The sequence below is a fragment of the Spirosoma aerophilum genome (assembly GCF_054782495.1).
This window is the reverse complement of the sequence record NZ_BAAGSJ010000009.1, coordinates 368,584-388,606: the sequence shown is the minus strand read 5'-3', so window position 1 is coordinate 388,606 and position 20,023 is coordinate 368,584. Positions and strand designations below refer to the sequence as shown.

At 48.4% G+C, this 20,023-nt stretch carries 10 protein-coding genes; 4 read left to right on the top strand and 6 right to left on the bottom strand.

Features of this window, described 5'->3' with window-relative positions:
- Positions 1–421: 421 nt before the first annotated feature.
- The 3 genes from ACYVK4_RS09305 to ACYVK4_RS09295 all read left to right on the top strand — a co-directional run bounded on the left by ACYVK4_RS09305 (position 422) and on the right by ACYVK4_RS09295 (position 8,899).
- A complete protein-coding gene (locus tag ACYVK4_RS09305; RefSeq protein WP_461127219.1) occupies positions 422–4,588 on the top strand; it encodes a PAS domain S-box protein in 4,167 nt (1,388 codons plus the stop codon).
- Between the two features lie 730 nt (positions 4,589–5,318).
- Complete coding sequence (locus ACYVK4_RS09300) at positions 5,319–7,685, top strand: choice-of-anchor Q domain-containing protein (RefSeq protein WP_461127218.1); 2,367 nt, start codon at positions 5,319–5,321, stop codon at positions 7,683–7,685.
- Positions 7,686–7,897: 212 nt separating this feature from the next.
- Positions 7,898–8,899 carry a glycosyltransferase gene (locus ACYVK4_RS09295; RefSeq protein ID WP_461127217.1) on the top strand — a complete coding sequence of 334 codons (1,002 nt, stop codon included), beginning with the start codon at positions 7,898–7,900 and terminating at the stop codon, positions 8,897–8,899.
- 169 nt (positions 8,900–9,068) lie between these two features.
- On the opposite strand, the gene ACYVK4_RS09290 is transcribed toward ACYVK4_RS09295, so the two are convergent.
- From ACYVK4_RS09290 to ACYVK4_RS09265, 6 genes are all read right to left on the bottom strand, one after another.
- Positions 9,069–10,508, bottom strand: coding sequence for an MOP flippase family protein (locus ACYVK4_RS09290; protein ID WP_461127216.1), 1,440 nt, complete (start codon positions 10,506–10,508; stop codon positions 9,069–9,071).
- A gap of 44 nt (positions 10,509–10,552) precedes the next feature.
- Positions 10,553–11,425 carry an alpha-1,2-fucosyltransferase gene (locus ACYVK4_RS09285; protein WP_461127215.1) on the bottom strand — a complete coding sequence of 291 codons (873 nt, stop codon included), beginning with the start codon at positions 11,423–11,425 and terminating at the stop codon, positions 10,553–10,555.
- Positions 11,426–11,458: 33 nt separating this feature from the next.
- Complete coding sequence (locus ACYVK4_RS09280) at positions 11,459–12,961, bottom strand: O-antigen ligase family protein (RefSeq protein ID WP_461127214.1); 1,503 nt, start codon at positions 12,959–12,961, stop codon at positions 11,459–11,461.
- A gap of 51 nt (positions 12,962–13,012) precedes the next feature.
- Positions 13,013–15,232 (bottom strand): GumC family protein, encoded by a 2,220-nt coding sequence (locus ACYVK4_RS09275; protein WP_461127213.1) that lies wholly within the window; start codon positions 15,230–15,232, stop codon positions 13,013–13,015.
- A 3-nt stretch (positions 15,233–15,235) separates the two neighbouring features.
- Positions 15,236–15,997 (bottom strand): TolC family protein, encoded by a 762-nt coding sequence (locus ACYVK4_RS09270; protein ID WP_461127212.1) that lies wholly within the window; start codon positions 15,995–15,997, stop codon positions 15,236–15,238.
- Between the two features lie 345 nt (positions 15,998–16,342).
- On the bottom strand, positions 16,343–17,335 hold the full coding sequence (locus ACYVK4_RS09265; RefSeq protein WP_461127211.1) for a hypothetical protein: 993 nt from the start codon (positions 17,333–17,335) through the stop codon (positions 16,343–16,345).
- A gap of 287 nt (positions 17,336–17,622) precedes the next feature.
- On the opposite strand from ACYVK4_RS09265, the gene ACYVK4_RS09260 reads away from it, so the two are divergent.
- Positions 17,623–20,022 (top strand): right-handed parallel beta-helix repeat-containing protein, encoded by a 2,400-nt coding sequence (locus ACYVK4_RS09260; protein WP_461127210.1) that lies wholly within the window; start codon positions 17,623–17,625, stop codon positions 20,020–20,022.
- Position 20,023: the final 1 nt, after the last annotated feature.

Here is a 20,023-nt window from a genome sequence, read left to right as displayed (position 1 = left end):
TTATCGTATTTGTTCCGCTTCGAACAAAAGAAAAAAGAAATGTCAGGTGTTTATTTATATGAATAATTGATACAGCTTTCTTTTAAATGGCTGGTGTTTAGTAACATTTATATTAAATTTGTAATGATTACTCAACATCCTGTCGAGCCTGAAATCTAAAGGCTCTGTGTCCATCAGGGCAGTTTTAAGACTTTTTTTGAAGCATGGAAACAAGATAGGTTTATCGGGTTCGTGCTGTTCAATTGCCTGATTTTTTTGCTAAAAAGCTTCTTGTTGGATAAAAGAAAAATGTCGTAGGCAGTTTCTGTAGAGGGCTCATTGGTGTAAGGTGGTTGACAATGAGCTTATTGGTAGATTAACGCAGCCAGAATCAGCATCAATTATTGGGACTACCCACCTGACACAATTAGTTTGTTTTGACATGGAGAAGCTTTTACGGCTGTGGTTTGAGACGTCTTCGGCAGGCCTGGCTTTACTGGATTATGCGGTTGATGGAGAGGCAGACGTGGAGGTACTTCATTGTCAGTACGTTAATGCCAGGTTTGCTCATTTGTTAGAGCAGTTGCCGGAAGACCTTATCGGGCATCCCATTAGCCGATGCTTCCCATCTATTCCCGAACAAGAATTCGTTCGGCAAGCGCAAATCGTTCATCAGACCGGAGAAACCTGTCAGTGGGATTACTACAATCCCGACAAGGATCGCTGGTTTGCCATTTCGCTGAGTCAACTTGCTGATTATATTGCCGTTAGCCTTCAGGATATTAGCGAGCAGAAAAAGGTAGAACGCCAGCAACAGCAACAATTAGCGAGGGAGACTCTTATTGCAGGCCTATCGATCAGGCTGGCCAGGCTACCAGCTTCCGAACTGGATAGTTATATTCAGGATGCGCTTGCCCAAGTCGGTGCTCATATGGATGCCTGGCAGACGGTGCTATTTCTATATCCGGGTAGCGATCAGCATAGCAGGCAAACGTATACATATCACTGGTGTTCGCCAACACCTGCTTACCCCCGGCAAGCCGACCTGCTTATACCCGTTACAAACTTTGCCTGGACACAGCAATGCATGATGGCTGGTCAGCTGATTCGTCTGAATACCGATGCACTACCTCCTGAAGCTACAGAGGAACATAACGCCTTTGCGATGGCACAGGTCCGGGCAATGATTCTGGTACCGCTGGCTGAAGAGGGGAAAGTTATCGGTTTTATGGGCTTATACACCCGGCATGACATCCCGCGGGTTGATCAGGAAACCATTTTTCTACTGGAAAATGTCGCTGCACTCCTCGCGTGTGCGCTGGGTAGGCAGCAGCAGGAATGGGTTATCCGGCAAACTACCCGGCAGCTGGATGGGCTGAATCAGCTATGTAATGCTATGTTCACCAGTAGTATCGACAGTGAGAAGCTTGAAGATATGGCGCTGCAATACTTGTACGGTCTGATTCCCTGTGAGTTGGCGGTTGTATTGCGTATCGATTCCGCTGGTGAGAGAGCTTATACGAATAGCCGTTACCGGCATGGAAAAAGGGAAGAGTGGGGGGACGTCCAGATTCCGCTGAAATACATTCATCCCTCCTTGCTTGACCAGGGAAAAGAACTACTGATCAATCGGCTTGAAGCCGATACCATTGGTTTTTCGGCTGATCTTCACCCCTACAAATGGGGCTACCGTTCCTTGCTGGGCCTGCCGCTGGTTGAGCAGCCCCCTGGCTATCTAATCTTGCTGCTGGATAGAACACCTGATTTTTTCAGCCAGGAGCATGTTTGGGCGGGTCGGCAGGTAGCGGGCCTGATCGCACTTATATCCGCTCTGGAAAACAGCAGTCAACCAACGAACAAGCAAACCAAAACACAAAACGAAGTAGACCCGCTGTTACTGGCCGTTGTGAATACCAGCCCGGTAGGCCTGGCTCTCTTGCGGCCCGTTTACAAGGATAGCCAGATTGTTGATTTCACGTATTTATTGACGAATCCGGTAAATTCGCTGATTACCGGGATAAGCCAGGAGGAAATGATGGCGAAGTCCCTCGTCACCATCTTTCCGTTTGTTCGCACCAATGGCATGTTTAACCGGCTGGCAGCGGTTGCTGAAACAGGCCAGCCGCAAAAGTTTCAACTTTGGGCAGACCTGGAGCCGGGTGAACTCTGGGGTGATTACACTATTAGTCAGGTGGGAACCGATGTGCTCCTGACCATTAACAACATTACCCCCATTAAACAAATAGAAGCTGAACTACGCAAAACCAACCTTGACCTTGAGGAGCGGGTGGCCGAGCGGACGGCACAAATTCAACAGCTTTCGGCCATGCAGCGCGCTATTCTTCAGTATGCCGGGCTAGCCATCACGGCAACGGACGTCAACGGGCTGATTCAGCTGGTCAATCCGGCTCTGGAAGAGCTAACCGGCTATCAGGCTGATGAGTTAGTGGGTAAGCGGAATGCCGGTGAGTTGCGGGAGCCGTCTTTTCATCAGAAACAGATCGACCTCCTGAAGCCCGATGTAAACGACCTGTCGCTGGTGGGCGAGGATGTTGTGGCTGCCTATGTGGACAAGCATAAGTTTTTACGGCGTGAAAACATGATGCTGACCAAAGAAGGGAAGCAGATACCGGTTCTGTCGACGGTGAGTGGGCTCTATAACGAGGATCACACCTTGACCGGCTTTGTCGATATCATAACGGATATTTCCTATCTGAAAACGATTGAGCAGGAACTGGTGCAGGCCCGGTATCGTGGCCAGATAGCGACCAAAGCGGGTAAACTGGGTATTTGGGAATGGAATCTGCAAACCGATGAACTGGAACTGGAAGAAGATTTCTATGCCTATTTCGACTTGCCGAATAATACCCGTATTCGGCACGTAGACGATCTGAAATCCCTTATTCACCCGGCTGATCTACTGTATTTCAACCAGTACATAGACGAAATCAAAACCGGGCGAAAAACCTTCGACGTCGAATTTCGCGTTATTCTGCCCATAACGAAGGTGTTGCTGTACATAAAGGCCGATGGACTGTTTCTGGAAAATGAAGATGGAGGCCGTAATCGAATGATCGGAGTGATTCGGGATCGTACGGCCAAACGACTGGCCGAACACGCTCTCCGGACGAGTGAACAACGCTATCGGTCGCTGGTAGACCAGTTAAAAGAGGTTCTTTTCCAGACCAACGAACGTGGCCTATGGATTTATCTGAACCCTGCCTGGGAGCGAATCACGGGTTTTACCGTTGAGGAGTCGCTGGGTGGTTTTTTTCTGGACTCCATTCTACAGGACGACTGGAAAGAAACGCAGGAACTGTTTGAGGCAATCAGAGCACGTCAGCAAACGCATATCAACCACGTAATTCGCTACATTCACAAGGATGGAGGGTATCGATGGATTGACGTGGTTGCCGAGATTAACCTCGATCAGGACAATCAGTTTGCGGGTGTAACGGGCACGTTAACCGATATTACGGCACGTAAAGAAGCCGAAGAAGCCATTAAGGAAAGCGAGCAGCGATTCCGCGAAATTGCCGACAATGTGGATGAGCTGTTCTGGATACGGGACATTAATGAGCCCAGGTTTCTGTATGTGAACAAGACGTTTGAACGCTATACCGGGAAAAGTGTAGAGCAACTCTATGCGGACCCTTTCGCCTTTTTGACCTTCGTACTCGAAGAAGACCGTCCTACGCTTCTGGATGCGTTTCTGAGCCGTGAGCCGGGTACTGGTTTCAAATTCAGAACCCGTCATCAGAGTGGTAGTATCCACTGGCTGGAAGCCCGTATTTTCATTGTGAAAAATGAAGAGGGCGCCCTTACCCGACGGATAGGGGTCGCTACCGACATTACCACCGCCATCGAGAAAGAACAGATTCTGGAGGAGTCGCTGAACAGGGAGCGTATGTTAAATACGTTGAAATCGCAGTTTATTTCGACTGCTTCGCACGAGTTCAGAACCCCTCTGACAGCCATCAGCTCCAGTATCGACCTGGTGAAGCACTACCTTCAAATGGACTCGGGAAGTCCGTTTGTACCTTTGATCAGTAAACATGCGGATACGATTTCTCAGAAAGTGATTTCGCTCAATGACCTGATAACCGATACGTTGACAATCAGTAAGATAGAGGAAGGTATGGTAGCTGTACAACTGGAACCTACAGATCTGGTTGCGCTGAGTGAAGAACTGGTAAGCTATTCATTCCACGATCGGGAAGACCGGCGTCAGGTTGAGATTCTGGTTACGGGCCAGGTTGTTGAGGTTAACCTTGATAAAAAGTTAATGAACCATGTCTTGACCAATCTGCTGACCAACGCCTTTAAATTCTCTACAAAAAACCCAATCCTGAAGATCACGTTCTGTGGAAAAGCTGCCGCTGTTTCAATTAGTGATAAAGGCATTGGCATACCCCCGGAAGAACTGGGTAATTTATTCAGCAAATTCTTCAGAGCAAGCAATGCCGTAGGCTTTCAGGGTACCGGTCTTGGGCTGGCCATCTGCCAGGAGTACGTACATCTACAGCACGGTCATATTAAAGTTAATAGTACAGAAGGCGTGGGAACTACCGTTACCGTTGTGCTCCCGCTTCCGACGACCAGCGTCTGATAAACGCAGCATCAGTACCGGGAATTCGGGATTATAAACGGCCTCAGTAGGCCAAACAAACTCAGGTACATCCCGAATTTACACTCTAACCGGATACGGACAAATTCTCTAAAATTCCTTCAACCTGCCTGTTCGCAATGACCGGTTCAAAACCGGTCATTGCGAACAGGCAGGCCTTTTTTTTGCCTACTGGCTGATCTTGTGTTAAATAGTATTTTTCCGTGAAGTCGGGTTGTTGTCTTCTGTCATGCTGGATACACGAAACGGGTCTTTTCGAAGGAGTGTTGTCTACCTCTTAAAACAGTTGTAGATAGTTAGTGCTGTATGAAGACGGAAAAAATATCTACTTAGACTAGGTGACTTTTTGATGCAGTTTACGTAACCGAAGAAAGTTCTTATAATCGTAATTATAAAGGAATAATCTATTTATTATTGTTAGAGTATCTATTATTTGTATATATATCACAAAGTGTATACTTATATTCAATTATAAATATGTAATAATAAGCATTCATTACTATGTTTGTCATCCTGATCCGCAGTCCGCATTTGTGATTTAAAAAATCGTGGTGCAAATTGATTGTAAAGGTGTAAGCAATAGGAGATTTAGTTGAAACTAATCAATCAACATGAGTACTTGTTGTCTACGCTTAAAAATAGTATTTTTTGTATATAGTAAAAAGATTTCAATAAAAACAAGTTTAAATAGGGCTCGACTCGGTGACTTCTTATGAAAAACATTTTCTTATCAATTGGATTCCTTCTCTTCATTTTTCAAATCGCCTATTCGCAATCAACGTCCAACTGCAACTGTGATGTTACGTTAACACAGGCGGGTACTTACGACAACAACAACCTGAAGGTGAAACCTGGTCAGACCGTTTGTATACGGGCAGGTAGTTATGTCGGTTTTCTTTTCAAAAATTTTACCGGTACTGTCGATCAGCCCATTCGATTCGTCAATTGTGGCGGTCAGGTAAATCTCGGACAGGAAACCGCGGGTACGGCTTTGGAATTTAACAAATGCAGCTACTTTGTCCTGAGCGGTTCGGGCGACAGCACCATCCGGTACGGGTTTGTGGCGGGTAAAGTTAAAAGCGGGTCATCGACCGTGGTGGTGAATGGCGTCTGTACCAACTACGAAGTCGAACGGGTAGAAGTGACCGGGTCAGGATATGCCGGCTTCTCCATGCGACTCGAACCGGGCTGCGACTCGATGACCTATCAGCCCAACTTCAGGGTCCAGAGCGTGAAGATTCATGATAATTATATTCATGACGTACCCGCTACCGCTATGTTCTTAAGCAGCGGCCAGTCGGCCACCAATGGGGTAGTTATTACCTGTAATGGTGTGCAGAAACGAGTTTATCCTGTGCAGATGGAGGGTCTGGAAGTGTATAATAACCGCATTGAGTATATCCGGGGAGCGGGCCTGACGATCAACAATGCGCCGGGAGCCAGTATTCACGACAACTCCATTCTTTACACCAATCTTGGGGCTGATCCGGCGGGCTGGCAGGTAGGAGGTTCGGCAGATTGTGGCTGCGATTACACCATTACACAATCGGGTGTTTATAACAACTACTTACTCCGGGTGGCTCCCGGAAAAACGGTTTGTATTAAGGCTGGCTCATACAATGCACTTGTTCTTGGTAATTTTATTGGTACGCCCAGCCAACCCATTCGGTTTGTTAACTGCGGAGGGCTGGTAACGTCAGGGTCGACAAACATCAACAGCTGTCTTCAATTTTCGGGAAGCCGGTATGTATCACTCAGCGGTAGCGGTGATCCCAACTACCAATATGGTATCAAACTGGCCAGCGCTACATCGGGAGCCGCTTTGAGTGTTGGGGGGCTGAGTTCCGACTGTGAAGTTGACCACGTAGAAATAGCCCAGTCTGGTTTTGCCGGGATGATGCTCAAAACCGATCCAAGCTGCGACTCGACTACCTGGCGGGGTAATTTCACTATGTATAATGTGAATGTGCATGACAACTACATTCATGATACCAAGGGCGAGGGGATTTACGCCGGTAATTCATTTTACGGTTCGGGCATGACCGTGTCCTGTAGCGGGGTTCAGAAACAGGTTTACCCACACCTGATTTACGGACTGAACCTCCACCATAACCGAATCGAACGAACGGGCGCTGAAGGGCTGCAATATGGTTGTGCTCCGGACGCTACCGTACACCACAACTCACTGTATAATACGGGTATAGATCCCTTTGCCTATGGCCAGGCAAACGGCCTTCAGATCAGCGGAGGGGCCGGGGGCGACTGCTACAATAATATCATTCAGAATGCGGCTGGTATGGGTATTATGATTGTTGGGCACCTGGGTAATAATCGCGTTTTCAACAACATCGTTAGCCAGTCAGGTGCCGATGGTATTTTTTGCGATGATCGGGTTGGCTCGTTGCCGGGCACGTTCGTGCAGCTAATCAACAACACCATTAACGGTGCCGGACGCGATGGAATCCGGCTCTATAATGAAATCAATACCAATACGATCATCAACAACGCGATCAGCAATTGGGGTAGTTCGGGGGGGAAACCGATCGTTTTTGCGCAGGGAGCCACCGCCACCGTGTCGAACAATTACACGGCTGTTTCTTATCAGACGCTGGGCTATGTTAATGCTGCCAACGGCGACTTTACCTTATCGTCGAACTCACCACTCATCGACGCCGGCATGAACGCATCCAGCTGGGGTGTTGAGACAGACCTTAATGACCATGTTCGGCCGGTAGGGAACGGCTACGACATTGGGGCCTACGAGTATGTGCCTGCCAGTAATAACGGTTTTCGGGTTGGTATTGTGGAGGAGCTGGCGGGAAACCCGATAGCCGACGTGTCGAGCACCATCAACTATCCATCGCCCTGCTACGACCAGGTCACTATTCGGCTTCAGACCGGTGAGCTGATCGAGCAGATCGATGTCTATTCCCCGCAGGGACAACTAATTAGCCAGACCCGATTGGCTACCGGCCAGGAGACCGTTTCGCTCTCAACCCATACGTGGGGGGCGGGCGTATATACCTATCAGATCCGTACGGGCAGCCAGGTGGTGCCGGGTCGGGTCGTGAAACTATAAATCAACCCGTAGATCAATACTGGAAGAGGGGTGCCATAGACAGACGTCATGGCACCCTTTTTTTACGCGGTAAGTACGCCAGACAGAGGGGAAGAGCAGATTTTCTTTACAAATTACTATCCCTTAATGCATAAATTTATAACTACTTGTTTATTAAAATTAAAAATAGTAAATAGCATGGCTATTTTATACGACTAAATTTATTCTAGAATATGGGTACTTTTTCTATAATTATTTGTACATATAATCCTACTCAAGCATTATTTCAGGAAGTTATAGAGTCAGTCTCCAACCTGGTCATTCCGGAGGGGCACGGCGTAGAATGTTGTATTGTCGATAACAACAGCACAACACCTGTAAAAGACTTACCATTCATAAAATCTTTTGTTAGTAAGTACGACTGGGTTCGGGTAGTTACCGAGACAAAGCAGGGGCTATCTGCGGCCAGAACGACCGGTATTAAATCGACGAAAAATCCAATCGTTGTCTTTTTTGACGACGATAATAAGCCGGAGCCCGCTTATCTGGTTCATCTGGTAACACTTCTTGAGAAGTATCCACAAGTGGGCGTGTGGGGGCCGGGCCGGATTGCGGTCGAGTTCACCGAACAGGTAAGTGATTGGGTAAAATCACGGAAGTTTCTGTTTCAGGAACGAAATAACGAGACCATTGCTTTTGGCAATGAGCAACACTGGACCTCTTATTATCCACCCGGCACCGGACAGGTCGTTAAGCGGGAGGTTCTGGAGCACTACATCAATATGGTTGAGCGTGGCGAATCAAGTATTACGGGCCGTAAGGGAAAGGCTTTATCCAGTGGTGAGGATGCCCAAATTGTGTACACGGCCATTAAGCATGGCTATTCGGCTGGTGTCTCGCCAGACCTGATTGTAAAGCATTTGATACCCAGAAAGCGAACCGAAATAGGTTATATTAAACGATTGCAATACAACATAATGGCATCGGGAGCCATTGCTAATGTTGAGATATTTCCGAACCAGAAAGCCTTTTACTACGAGAATATTCGCTCCAAAAGCGCCATTGCTTTATCCCTGATCCGGATCATCGGCTCCAATGTCCGAAGTATGAGTGCCGATACGTTTCAGATGCATTCGGCTGTTTATCTGGGCAAGCTGGCCGGCAGTTACGAAGTTGTTTCAGGCAGAGTACCCCTGTGGATTAACGTACTGGCTAAAGTGTTGAAACTGAAGTAATCTCTTAAACGTATCCGTCTGGAGTTTGGTGAACACAGCGGCACGGAGAATACAGAAGCTTTTTGATTAACATGAACAATGGGTGCGTAAGCGCTGATTTTTGCGCTGGTCAGCCCACTATTCAGGTTAATTAAAAAAGGCTCTGTGTTCTCCGTGCCGCTGTGTTTAATTAAGACAGCGCCTGTCGAAAGGTTTTAATCTCCGAGAACGATAGTTTGTACATGAGCGTAAACCCGACATACACCAGGCCGCCCAGTGCGATCTCCACGGCTGTATTGAGCAACCCTTCATAGCCGATATAGTGCTTGTACACATAGATCAGGCCAATCATCAGCAGGCAAAATGTAATGGGCAAGGCAATGTTGGACAGAAATACCTTCATAAAGTTGCCAATGAGCGACTGAACAATAATAAAGCTGAAAACCATATTGATGAACGTCGTTAGCGTGAAGGCTACGGCAATGCCCGTCAACTGCCAGTAATGCCCGAGTACGTACAGCAGGGGCACTTTAATGAGTAGCGTAACGAGGTTTAAGTAGAATAATATTTTAGGTTTCCCTTTTGTATAGGCGAGTATGAACAGGGGATTGCTCAGGCAGGAAAACAGGCTCAGAAACACGAAAATGCGCACCAGATGCTCGGCGCTCTCCCAGCCGGGGCCGTACAGCAACGGAATAACGCTGTCGGCAGTAATGAACAAACCCGCCAGGAGCGGCAAATTGCAATAGCTGACAACATCCAGAATCTTAAGGTATGACTTCTTCAGCTCGTCACTGTTCTCTTTCATACGGGCAAACAGCGGGTGGGCTATCTGCAGAATGATGGGATTAAGCTTCGTGACCGGGAAGATAGCCAGCTGATAGGCAATGGTATAATAGCCCAATATTTTCACGCCCAATAAACCACCGATCACAATGTTGTCGGAATTGAACTGCGTAAATCCCAGCAAACCATCCCCAACGCTGTACAGGCCTATGATCAGGTGTTCTTTGGCGGCTTTCAGATTGAAAGAAAGAACCGGGACAAAGAAGCGAATACCCTGCGCTACCTGCAAAATCGTTTTTGTCAACTGCATGGCGAGCTGGCCGATAATCATGGCCAGTTCCTGGAAATTTTGATAAGCGAGAACAATGGTGACGGTCGTGCCAACCAGCGAGCCCATGATGTCTGTGATGGCAACGGACTTGAATTTCAGCTCTTTCTGAAGAATAAAGGAGAAGATTTGTCCTATATAAACGATCAGAAAATAACAGGCTGCCAGACGGATAACTTTAGACAGACGTACCTCTTTGTAATAGGCAATGATCAGGGGGGCGCTGATGTAAATAATAACAAACATGAGCAGGCCCAGCAGCAAGTTCAGAATATACAGCGTAGACAGAATTTTTCGGTCGTTCTCCTGCCGTGAGATAATGGAGTTGGAAAACCCCACATTCGTAAAAATGGTGAAGAAACTGATAATCATGGTACTGATACTGACAATACCAAAAGCCGAAGGGTCGAGCAGACGGGCCAGAATGGCAACCTGGCCAAACTGACATACGGTGGAGATAATGGTCGAGCTGGTGATCCATTTGCCCCCGTTTATCGCTTTATTAATTGTACTCATCAGATAACGTCAGTATGTGGTGGATGACGGGTTTATGTCTATACTTATAGTTTCAGCCAGGAGGCAGGAATCATGTCTTTCGTATCAATCTCGGGCTTATTCTTGTACCATCGCTGGGGGGCAATAACCAGTTTTTCGCTGTTGCTATTCAGCCAGGCGCCCCACCAGCTATAGGAGCTGTTGGCAATGATATTATGCCTGCATAAGCTCATTAACTGTAGATCGCTGATGTCGCTGTTCGGTCCTTTATTATCGACGAAGGTGTAGTTCTCTAAAAAAGAGAAGTTTTCATTCACCCATTTTTTGTCATCGCTGAAAACGAAGAAGGCGCAGTTGGGATACCGGTTTTTCATGATCTCTATCCCTTTCTGGTAGTAGTCAAGGCCAATGAAACCGAACGTTTGGCTAAACTCAGGATGATGGACATAGTCGCCCCGGCGGATGTGCACGCAAACGGGCATTTCACTGGCTAAAATGGCCTGTTTGTACCGTAAAAAATCAGCGTCTGTGTTTGCCTTGAAGACCAGGTCTTGTCGGATAATGTCCGCTACCGCACCAAAGTATTTTTCAGACTGCCAGTAGCCCTGCAGCGTAATACAACCCGCTTTGGTTGCCAGTACCGAGTCGTTATAATGATGGTAAGGTTCTTTGTGCCAGACAAAGAGTGGGCTAAGGCTACGATTGGGGAAGAGTTTGGTGGCTTTGGACCAGTAAATACTCTTTGTTCGACTGATCGTTTTGTAGTCGATGCTGAACTGATCGAGCTTGAATTTCCGAACCGTATTGTTGGGGTTCTCCATATCGAAAAAACTCAGATCCAGATAGAGTGGCGTATTATTTTTTATAGCTAGATGGCGGGCCAGGGCATATTGAAACAGCTGATTCCCAAGGCCGCTCGTTATTTTAGAAATAATCATGTTCGATCAGTAAGAATAGTTAGGGTCATATAATCAGGAAATGGCCAGTTTCCGGCTGGCTGGCTCATTTGCGGCCTGTTTTGCTCGTTCAGCCTCTTCAGTATCGGTGATGTCTTTGTCCAGAACGGGCGATATCAGCAGCAGGACCATGGTTAGGTACATGACCAGATTCGTTGGAAACTGACCCAGCAGCTGGTTGCCATAAGAAGCGCCCACAATGCCCACAAAACCGCATAGTAATCCCTCCATGAGTGTTTTGAGTCGGGCGTTTTTTAACTTTTTGATGCGCAGATACCCAAGGATGATCATCATGATCAACGGGTAGAGGTGTATACATAGGCCAATGACACCCGTTTCGAGCCAGATGCGCACATACCAGCTGTCGATGCCCAGTTCGGCCAGTGGACCCGTCATGCCATATTTGGAACTGCCCACGGTCATGCCAATGCCTACACCAAAGGGCTTGTTCTGCATGATGGCTCTAAAAGTCCGCTGGTTGTTTAACCGTACTTGAAGAGAAGGGTCGTTGGGGTCGAGCGAACTGCGCATCCGCTGGACCTGATAGTTACTCTGCCCGATCTTGGTGAATTTCAGCACCCCATAGGCCGCTACGAGACAAACACCGCCAATCGCCAGAAACGTAATATTTCCTTTTATGAGCAGATAAACGATGAAGCCAAGCCCCAGCACCATAACCGGCCCGCGGCTGCCCGACACGGCAAAACCCCAGAAATACACCAGGGTAGCGATGCCCAGCACGACCTTTCGGGATAGTTTTGGCTCCTGAATGGCCCGGATAAGGGTAAACAGCGTTATATGGGCCATAACGGCCCCAAACTGACCGGCATCGGAGCAGAATGAAAAGCTACGAAGCTGGCCCTGCAGCATGTGCGTCACGTAGCCAACCGTATCCATCCATACTTTTTCGGGCCCTAATAAGCCGATATACTGCTGCTCGAAGGACCAGATGGCCAGAATGAACGAACTACCCGACCAGATCCGGACAATCCGTTCCAGATCGCTCATGCGGTTGATGGTAACCAGCCCTACAATGAGCACCTGGATCATATAGAACGAGAATCCGCGGGCACTATAAAACCAGGCCTCTGCACTGCGCGATTCGGGATTGGCTAACTGAAGAATGGTAAAAAACAGCCAAAGCACCACGCCATACGTAACAGGGTTATGCAATTGCGAAAAGTCCCGTTTGCTGGCCGTAAATAAGATGCTGAGCAGTGAAATGGTCAGTAAGCAGTCGACACTCAGGCCGAAGGGTATCGCTACCGGCGACCAGCGGCTGATGCCCCCCAGAAAAAAACCGATGTAAAAAGACGTGATCAGTCCTACTTTCGGGTCTTTAAAGCAAACCGTTAGAAAATAGATCATGGGCGGCAGAACGATAGCGGCTATGGCTATGGGAAGCCCCGCTTTGCTGATGGCAAAGCCCAGCCCTAACCCCGAGACAAGCAAGGCCGCCACGTTGAGCAGGCGACTTAAGGTCAGGTGGTTATCCAGAAAAGTGGCGCGGCCGTTCATGAAGCGTCAAACGTGTTATAGGTTGTGTATGGGCGTTTGGGTAGAATTCGGTTAAACACGGGTCAATACGGGCTGAACTTTATCCTTTTTTTTCCGGGCCAGCTTTTTCTTTATGCGCTGAACCAAGCCTTCTTTTTTGCTCAATGATCCCATCAGGGCTTCCAGGCGGTCGGGCTCTACGTCGTTCAGCACGGCCACGATGGGCCCATGTGCCGCCCGCCGGTAGAGGGTGCACAATTCCTGGTCGGATTTGCTCCACGACGCCCGGGCACTAACAACAAAAAGCGACAAGTCGGTTTTGGTGATCAGCTGAACCGGTATCGGCGTGTTGAGTAAACTGGGTAATTCGAGAAAAACGTAGTCGAACGTTTCCGTTTCCAATTCGGGTATGGCCGTCAGCCACTTTGTGTTGCTGAAATCGGTTGTTGCCGGATAGGCAATTGAACGCGCTTTGATTGTATCTTTTTCGGGCTCCTGACCAGCGTCGGTGGCAGCATGGATATAAGCAACCCGATGGCCATTTTCTGCAAATAGATCGCTGATACGACTTCCTGTCCATGTTTTACCCTGCTGAGGGCGGGTGCTGAACACGGTGATCAGGTGATAGGGGTAATTTCCTTTGCCCGTCTGCTCAAGCTCGACCAGAATGCGGCTAAGCAATTGCTCCAGCATACAGTGCTCGGCGTAGTCCAGATTATAGTGCTTCAGGCGGGGCAGACGAAGCGGAAGGGCCGCGGCTACCGGAATGCTGGTGAGGGTTTCCACGCGCTCGGGGGCGGCAATGGAGCTGTTGAGCAGGACGCGACCAAACGATACGGCTAGCACCAGCACGATCCCGCCCAGACAGGCGGCAATGATAAGCATCCGTCGACTCGATGGCTGGGGCTTCATGGGTAGGGAAGGCGCGTCGAGTATCGTCATAGCTCCGCTCATCTCCAGATCTTTCTGTCGAACACGGGACATATTCAGGCTATGCAGTGCCGCCAGGTATTCTTTTTCCGCCACGCCGATTTCCCGTTGCAGACGACCTACCGCCGACCCCAGCGGAGCCATGACATCGTACACCTGGTCGAACTCCCGAATGCGTTCCTGCATCGTTTTGAGCCGGGCCGAAGATCCCTGGTTTTCCAGTGTATTGTCCAGATACTTGCCGATCAGCTCCCGCTGAGGTACCGATTGCAGCGTGTGGGTACTGTTGTAGTAGCGCTGGACCATCACCTTCAGCTCATCGGAAACCCGGTTGAGGGTGTTCCGCAGCACAGAGATGGTATCTTTTGAGTACCCATACACCATTGCATTTGACAACCGGGTTTGAACAGCCGCCAGCTCAGCCCGTTTGGCGTCCATAGCCTGGTTGGAGGCCAGTATGGATGTGCGGTCATCCAGGTTTCCATTCAGGGCTTTCAGAGACGCATTTGCCGTTTCGAGGGTTCGCTTTTCCTGATAATACTCCGAGGTAAGGGCTTCTTTGGCCGCAGCGGTAAATTTCGACTGTTCAGGGTAGTTGATGATTTTGTTCTGGATACTATACTTGGTGAGCCGGTCTTCGGCTTCCTTCAGGTTCTGGAAAGCTTTTTTTGTCTGCTCTTCAAAGTACCAGACGACACTGCCGGTTTCGGATGTTTTAAATGAAATGTACCGCTGTTTGAAGCTCTGGATGAGGTAGGTGAGCGTTTGCTGGCAGATGGCCGGATCGTTCCCTTTGCTCGTCAGATCCAGCATATCGCTGTTTGCTTTTCGAGTACTCGAAACGCGACCCATGATGGATTCGAGCGAATAGGGCGTGCTGGACTGATACAGGATCGACTGAACCGTATTGCCCTGCGGCTGCTTCAGAAGAGCATACAGGCGCTGATAAGTGGCCTCTTCATTCCCCGGTACGGTGGCCTTTTTCAGGGTTGGATTGAGCAGGCTTTTTAAGGCTTTATAGGACTTCTGACTGAGCTGATCGGGGCGGGGAGGCTTCGTTAGCGAGAGATGGTAAGCCAGCAGATGGACGCCCACATCCGTCAACGTCTCCCGCGACCGGATGGTCGTCATCAGGTTATCGAAGGCATTGTTAACGGTTGTATTATCAATTTTTTCGTTCTCCGAACTGGTAATTGAATAGCCCGAAGCGATACCTGTATAGACCGTTGCGGTAGAGGTAAACTCAAGGGGCATATCGCGGGTAAGATAAGCAACCGTTCCGCCCAGCACAGCCGGGAACAGGAGCAGCCAGAGCGCAGCCCGTTTGAAAATCTGAATAATGGTGGACAGCGTGATCGTCATACGTTAGTGCGCTTTTAAACGGATCATGTCCACCCCAATCAGGGCGCTTAAATCATATAAGGTGCCAATCAGGCTACCCCTGGCCGTTTCTGTTTTAATATGCGTATCAGTGTACCGGCTGCTGGCTCCGGCATATTCACCCATATCGGAGCGGCCATTATGCCAGTCAATTTCAGCCGTCTGAAAAACGATCAATGCTTTCTGCTCTTCACCGATGTAGGCGTTAACGATCTTCTGATTCGTCAGCAGGGTTTGATACAGATGACTGATTTCCCGGCGCAGACCCAGCTTGATGCCGTCCTGTTTAGCAATGGCCGAACGATACGAGGCCTGCCCCTGCCGGATCGTAGACCGATAGCCAAGTACATTGACCAGGGAAATACCAACCTGAAAACCCAGCCGGTATCCATTCGATACCGAGATACCCTCTGAATTGGTGATCGAAGCTCCCGAACCTCCCGAAGCCAGCAGTGACTGGTTACTTTTTGAATAGCCGCCCGATACGCCAATGCCAGACAGTAGCCCTAATTTGGAAAGCCGGTTCGTTTCTACCTGAATATCGATTTGAGCATTCATTTCCCGCATCAGGGGTGAATTCTGCAAGGCCAGTTGATAAAGTTCATCAATAGACAGGATCTGATCGGCCAGATCTTTTGTCAAATTAAACTGTATGGTATCGGCCTGGCTCTTTTGTGCAACAGCTGTTGAACACCAACTTAAGTTTACTGCTAAAACCAGTAAACACAAATATCGGAGATAGTCCATAGGGTATATTATGAGCAATTAATGTGCCTATTTTGGCAACTATTTATTGTTATATATAGTATTTTATTAACTATTAATAGGTATCGATTCATTACCCAACGGTCATTGGTATTGGGTCGTGTGGGTGTAGTTACTTTGGTTGGCTAAGGTTATCAGCTATACTAGTTTAAACGAGCGGTCCGACTCTAAAACGGGAGCCAAAATTCCTGTGCGAACCAATGCTTCTGCATGAAGGTGCGGGGGTTTTGCTCCCTGTACCGACCTGCAGTAAGCAGAGATAAAGGTCTCATTGCCAGGGTATATAGAGACGAGTTTCGTTCGGAAAAAATGGGCTCAGGTCAACCCTTAAACGGTCACTGCATTGCTGGTTCGCCGACTGTTCAGGAAGTGTGTTTGCACGTACTGTCGAACGTCGTCATCCGTTTTTGCGTGCAGGATCTTTGCCCCCGAAAACTGTGGATACAATGTCTGGTAGCAATTAAAGTGGTGTTCAGGCCCTTTTTTGGAGAGAATCAGATTCACCCCCCCGAAATAACTGGCCAGTACCGATGTACCACCGTGGATAGAAATAAAGTGGTTGGCGTTGGCGTAGAGCTGCAACTGAAAATGATTGTAGTTGCGGGCTTTTCCCCGATTTTCCTGGTATAAATCATCCATTAACAGGACTTCAGGGTGTTCACGCCGGAGCCAGTCAAATTCGCCAAGATCATTGATGTCACTATTGTCCATGACGATCTGCCCTGATTTGGGCCGATTGTAAATAATCGTAAACTGATCCTTTAAAGAAGAGATGACGTAGTCGAGCAGCTCAACACTCAGGAAGCTGATGGGCGGGCCATCCCACTCCTGGTTATAGCGGTTGGCGATGATAAGTATCGGTTTATCAAATACATACACGTCATTGCGATACATGTCTTTGAGCGGTACAGCTGTCCACTTGCTCATGTCATAGTTCTGGCTATGTAAGGTGCGGGGCAACTCAAAATTGTAATTGCCGGCCAGCTTTCGTTGATCGAAACTCGCTTCATGATCTGGTGAGAAGAAGTAAAACTCCTCCATTAGCGGAGCCGAGCGGGTGGCTTTCAGCGTCCCGTTCTTATAATGCCAGTAAGCATGGGGGATGGCAAATTGTAGCTCTGCACCAAACTCACCGGTATAGGAAATGACCTTGTAGGGCTTCCTGCGGATGTAGTCTGCATAAAAATACTTGATCTGGATTAGTTGGCAGATGTATGTATTGCGGTAGAAATAAGAATAGCCTTTGGGTAAATTGGAATAGCGTAGCAATACGTAAAGGCTTGACAGTTTGGTTATTAAGCTAATAAAAGATAGTTTCATCGTCGTATGCTAATGTATACTATTAATATAGGGTACTTCTATAAATCACTCCGCGGCATAGCCTAAATTCGTTCCGTATGGGGTCGATCTGTTGGCTATCGGGTTAAAATCAAACAAATTTAATTTATTTATTTAAACAATAACTCTAAGTTTAATTTTATTTATATATAATAACTTATTATTTATTTCAATATCTTTGTAAAAAACGCTGTTGCATCAATCAGATAGCAGCCTTTTACTTCTCCTCTCAAGTCCTGAATACTACCCAGTCGCTTCGGCTTTTTTCAATGAAGCAATTACTATTTATCGTTTGTTTGCTGGTGGTTGGCGGGATAGCTCGGGCTCAGTCACAAACGGATTGCCAGTGCGATTATGTGATCAATAAAAGTGGAAACTACGACAACGCCATTCTGAAAATCAAACCCGGACAGACGGTTTGCATTCAGAACGGCTATTACGATAATTTAAGGTTTAGCCGGTTCGTTGGGACTCCGGATCTGCCCATTCGCTTTATAAACTGTGGTGGTCAGGTACTTATCGGCTCAGACAATGCCGCAACGGCCCTCGACTTTCAGAACTGCAGCTATTTTGTATGTAGTGGCTCGGGTGATGCCAGTCTCCGCTATGGTTTTTTCCTGAACAAAAACAACACGAGCAGCGCCATGGGCGTATCGGTGAGTGGGTTTAGTTCAAACTACGAAATAGAGCGGCTGGAGATCACGGGGATTACGTATGCCGGTTTTTTCTGCAAACTGGATCCCGGCTGCGACCCCACCAGCTGGCGTGGAAATTACGCCATTCAAAATGTCAGTATTCATGACAATTACCTGCATGACATTAATGGGTTAGGCATGTTTCTGGGTAGTGGCTACTCGGCAAGCAACGGCACGACCGTTATCTGCAACGGCATCAGCCAGATTGCCTATCCGGTCGAGATGCTGGATTTGCAGGTTTATAACAACCGGGTTGACCGAACCGCCAGTGCAGGCATTCAGATATCCAACGCGCCCGGGTCCAGGGTATACAACAATACATTGACGAATAATGACTTAGGTTCCCGGTCAAACGGTCTTCAGAAAGGCGGATCAGATTGTGGATGTGACTACACGATGACAAAGGCTGACTCGTATAACAACGCCTGGTTTGGGGTTGAGCCGGGCAAAACAGTTTGTATTCGGGCGGGCCACTACAACTATCTTCGTCTGGCCAACTTTGTTGGTGCCCCCGGACGCCCCATCCGATTCATAAACTGTGGCGGACAGGTTACCGTTGGCTCTACCCTGGGCGGGTCAGGCATTACGGTATCCAACAGTCGATATTTTGCCATCAGCGGTACAGGTGATACCAGTAATCATGCGTATGGTATCAACTTCACCCAAAGTAACAGCAGTAGCGGAAACAGCATGGGTTTGACGGTTGGTGGCCTAAGTTCCGACTGCGAAATTGACCATATAGAGGTGGGTGCCGCTGGCTTTGCCGGTATCATGGTGAAGACCGACCCCTCCTGCGACTCGTCTACCTGGCGCAGCAATTTTACCATGTACAATGTGAAAGTGCATGACAACTACATTCACGACACCAGTGGAGAAGGTCTGTACATTGGCAATTCCTTTTACGGGGAAGGCATGGCGGTCAATTGCAACGGGGTTCAGAAGCAAGTGTTGCCGCATTTGATCTACGGCCTCGAAATTTATAACAACCGCACCCTCAGAACCGGCTGCGAAGGTATTCAGTATAGCTGTGCGCCAGACGCTCAGGTGCATGATAACTTCATTCAGACAACGGGGGTGTCGCCTTTTGCTGCCTATCAGAATAACGGCCTTCAAATTAGCGGGGGGGCTGGTGGCGACTGTTATAACAACACGATTATTGACGCACCAGGCATTGGCCTGGCGGTTATTGGCCACCTGGGCGGTAACCGGATTTTTAACAATGTTATTTCCGGGTCGGGGGCCGATGGTATTTTCTGCGACGACAGACCAGGCTCATTGAGCGGAACATCTGTTGAAATTGCGAACAATACCATTAATAATTGCGGGCGTGATGGTATCCGGCTGTATAATGAAATCAACAACAATCTGGTCGTTAATAACGCCATCACCGGCTATGGCATGCGAACTGGTATTGCCGGAATTAATGGCAAACCAATGGTCTTCGAGCAGGGAGCTACCGCCATCCAGATCACAAACTTTTCGGCCCGCTTAGCACAGGCCGCGGGTTATAAAAATGCTGCCCAAAATGACTTTACACTCCAGATCAAATCCCCGTTGATCGGTGCGGGTATTCCTGCCCGCCGGTGGGGCGTACTAACCGACCGGGCGGGGAAAGGTCGGCCCGTCGACGGTTTTTATACTGTTGGTGCCTATGAATTTGCGTCCCCTTTTCAAACGGGCAGTTCACCGGTTAAAACACCGGCATCCGTCATCGACAAAGAGCCGGTTGTCACCCAGATATCCATCTATCCGGTACCGTTTACCGACTGGGTAACCATTCAGCTGCCAACCAGCCCGGTCGTTCAGAAATTCGTGATCTATTCCGTTACCGGCCAGATGATGGGAGGGTGGTCACCGGATCAGGCAGGGCAAACGACGATAGACATTCCAACCGCCAACTGGCCCGCTGGCGTATATACTTACCAGACACAAACAGAGCAGGGCGTAAGCGTTGGCCGACTCGTAAAACAGTAAA

Bases quoted from the DNA above. Each gene is read 5' to 3' on its own strand.
- ACYVK4_RS09305 (WP_461127219.1), top strand. From the start codon at position 422: ATGGAGAAGCTTTTACGGCTGTGGTTTGAGACGTCTTCGGCAGGCCTG.
- ACYVK4_RS09300 (WP_461127218.1), top strand. From the start codon at position 5,319: ATGAAAAACATTTTCTTATCAATTGGATTCCTTCTCTTCATTTTTCAA.
- ACYVK4_RS09295 (WP_461127217.1), top strand. From the start codon at position 7,898: ATGGGTACTTTTTCTATAATTATTTGTACATATAATCCTACTCAAGCA.
- ACYVK4_RS09290 (WP_461127216.1), bottom strand. From the start codon at position 10,508: ATGAGTACAATTAATAAAGCGATAAACGGGGGCAAATGGATCACCAGC.
- ACYVK4_RS09285 (WP_461127215.1), bottom strand. From the start codon at position 11,425: ATGATTATTTCTAAAATAACGAGCGGCCTTGGGAATCAGCTGTTTCAA.
- ACYVK4_RS09280 (WP_461127214.1), bottom strand. From the start codon at position 12,961: ATGAACGGCCGCGCCACTTTTCTGGATAACCACCTGACCTTAAGTCGC.
- ACYVK4_RS09275 (WP_461127213.1), bottom strand. From the start codon at position 15,232: ATGACGATCACGCTGTCCACCATTATTCAGATTTTCAAACGGGCTGCG.
- ACYVK4_RS09270 (WP_461127212.1), bottom strand. From the start codon at position 15,997: ATGGACTATCTCCGATATTTGTGTTTACTGGTTTTAGCAGTAAACTTA.
- ACYVK4_RS09265 (WP_461127211.1), bottom strand. From the start codon at position 17,335: ATGAAACTATCTTTTATTAGCTTAATAACCAAACTGTCAAGCCTTTAC.
- ACYVK4_RS09260 (WP_461127210.1), top strand. From the start codon at position 17,623: ATGAAGCAATTACTATTTATCGTTTGTTTGCTGGTGGTTGGCGGGATA.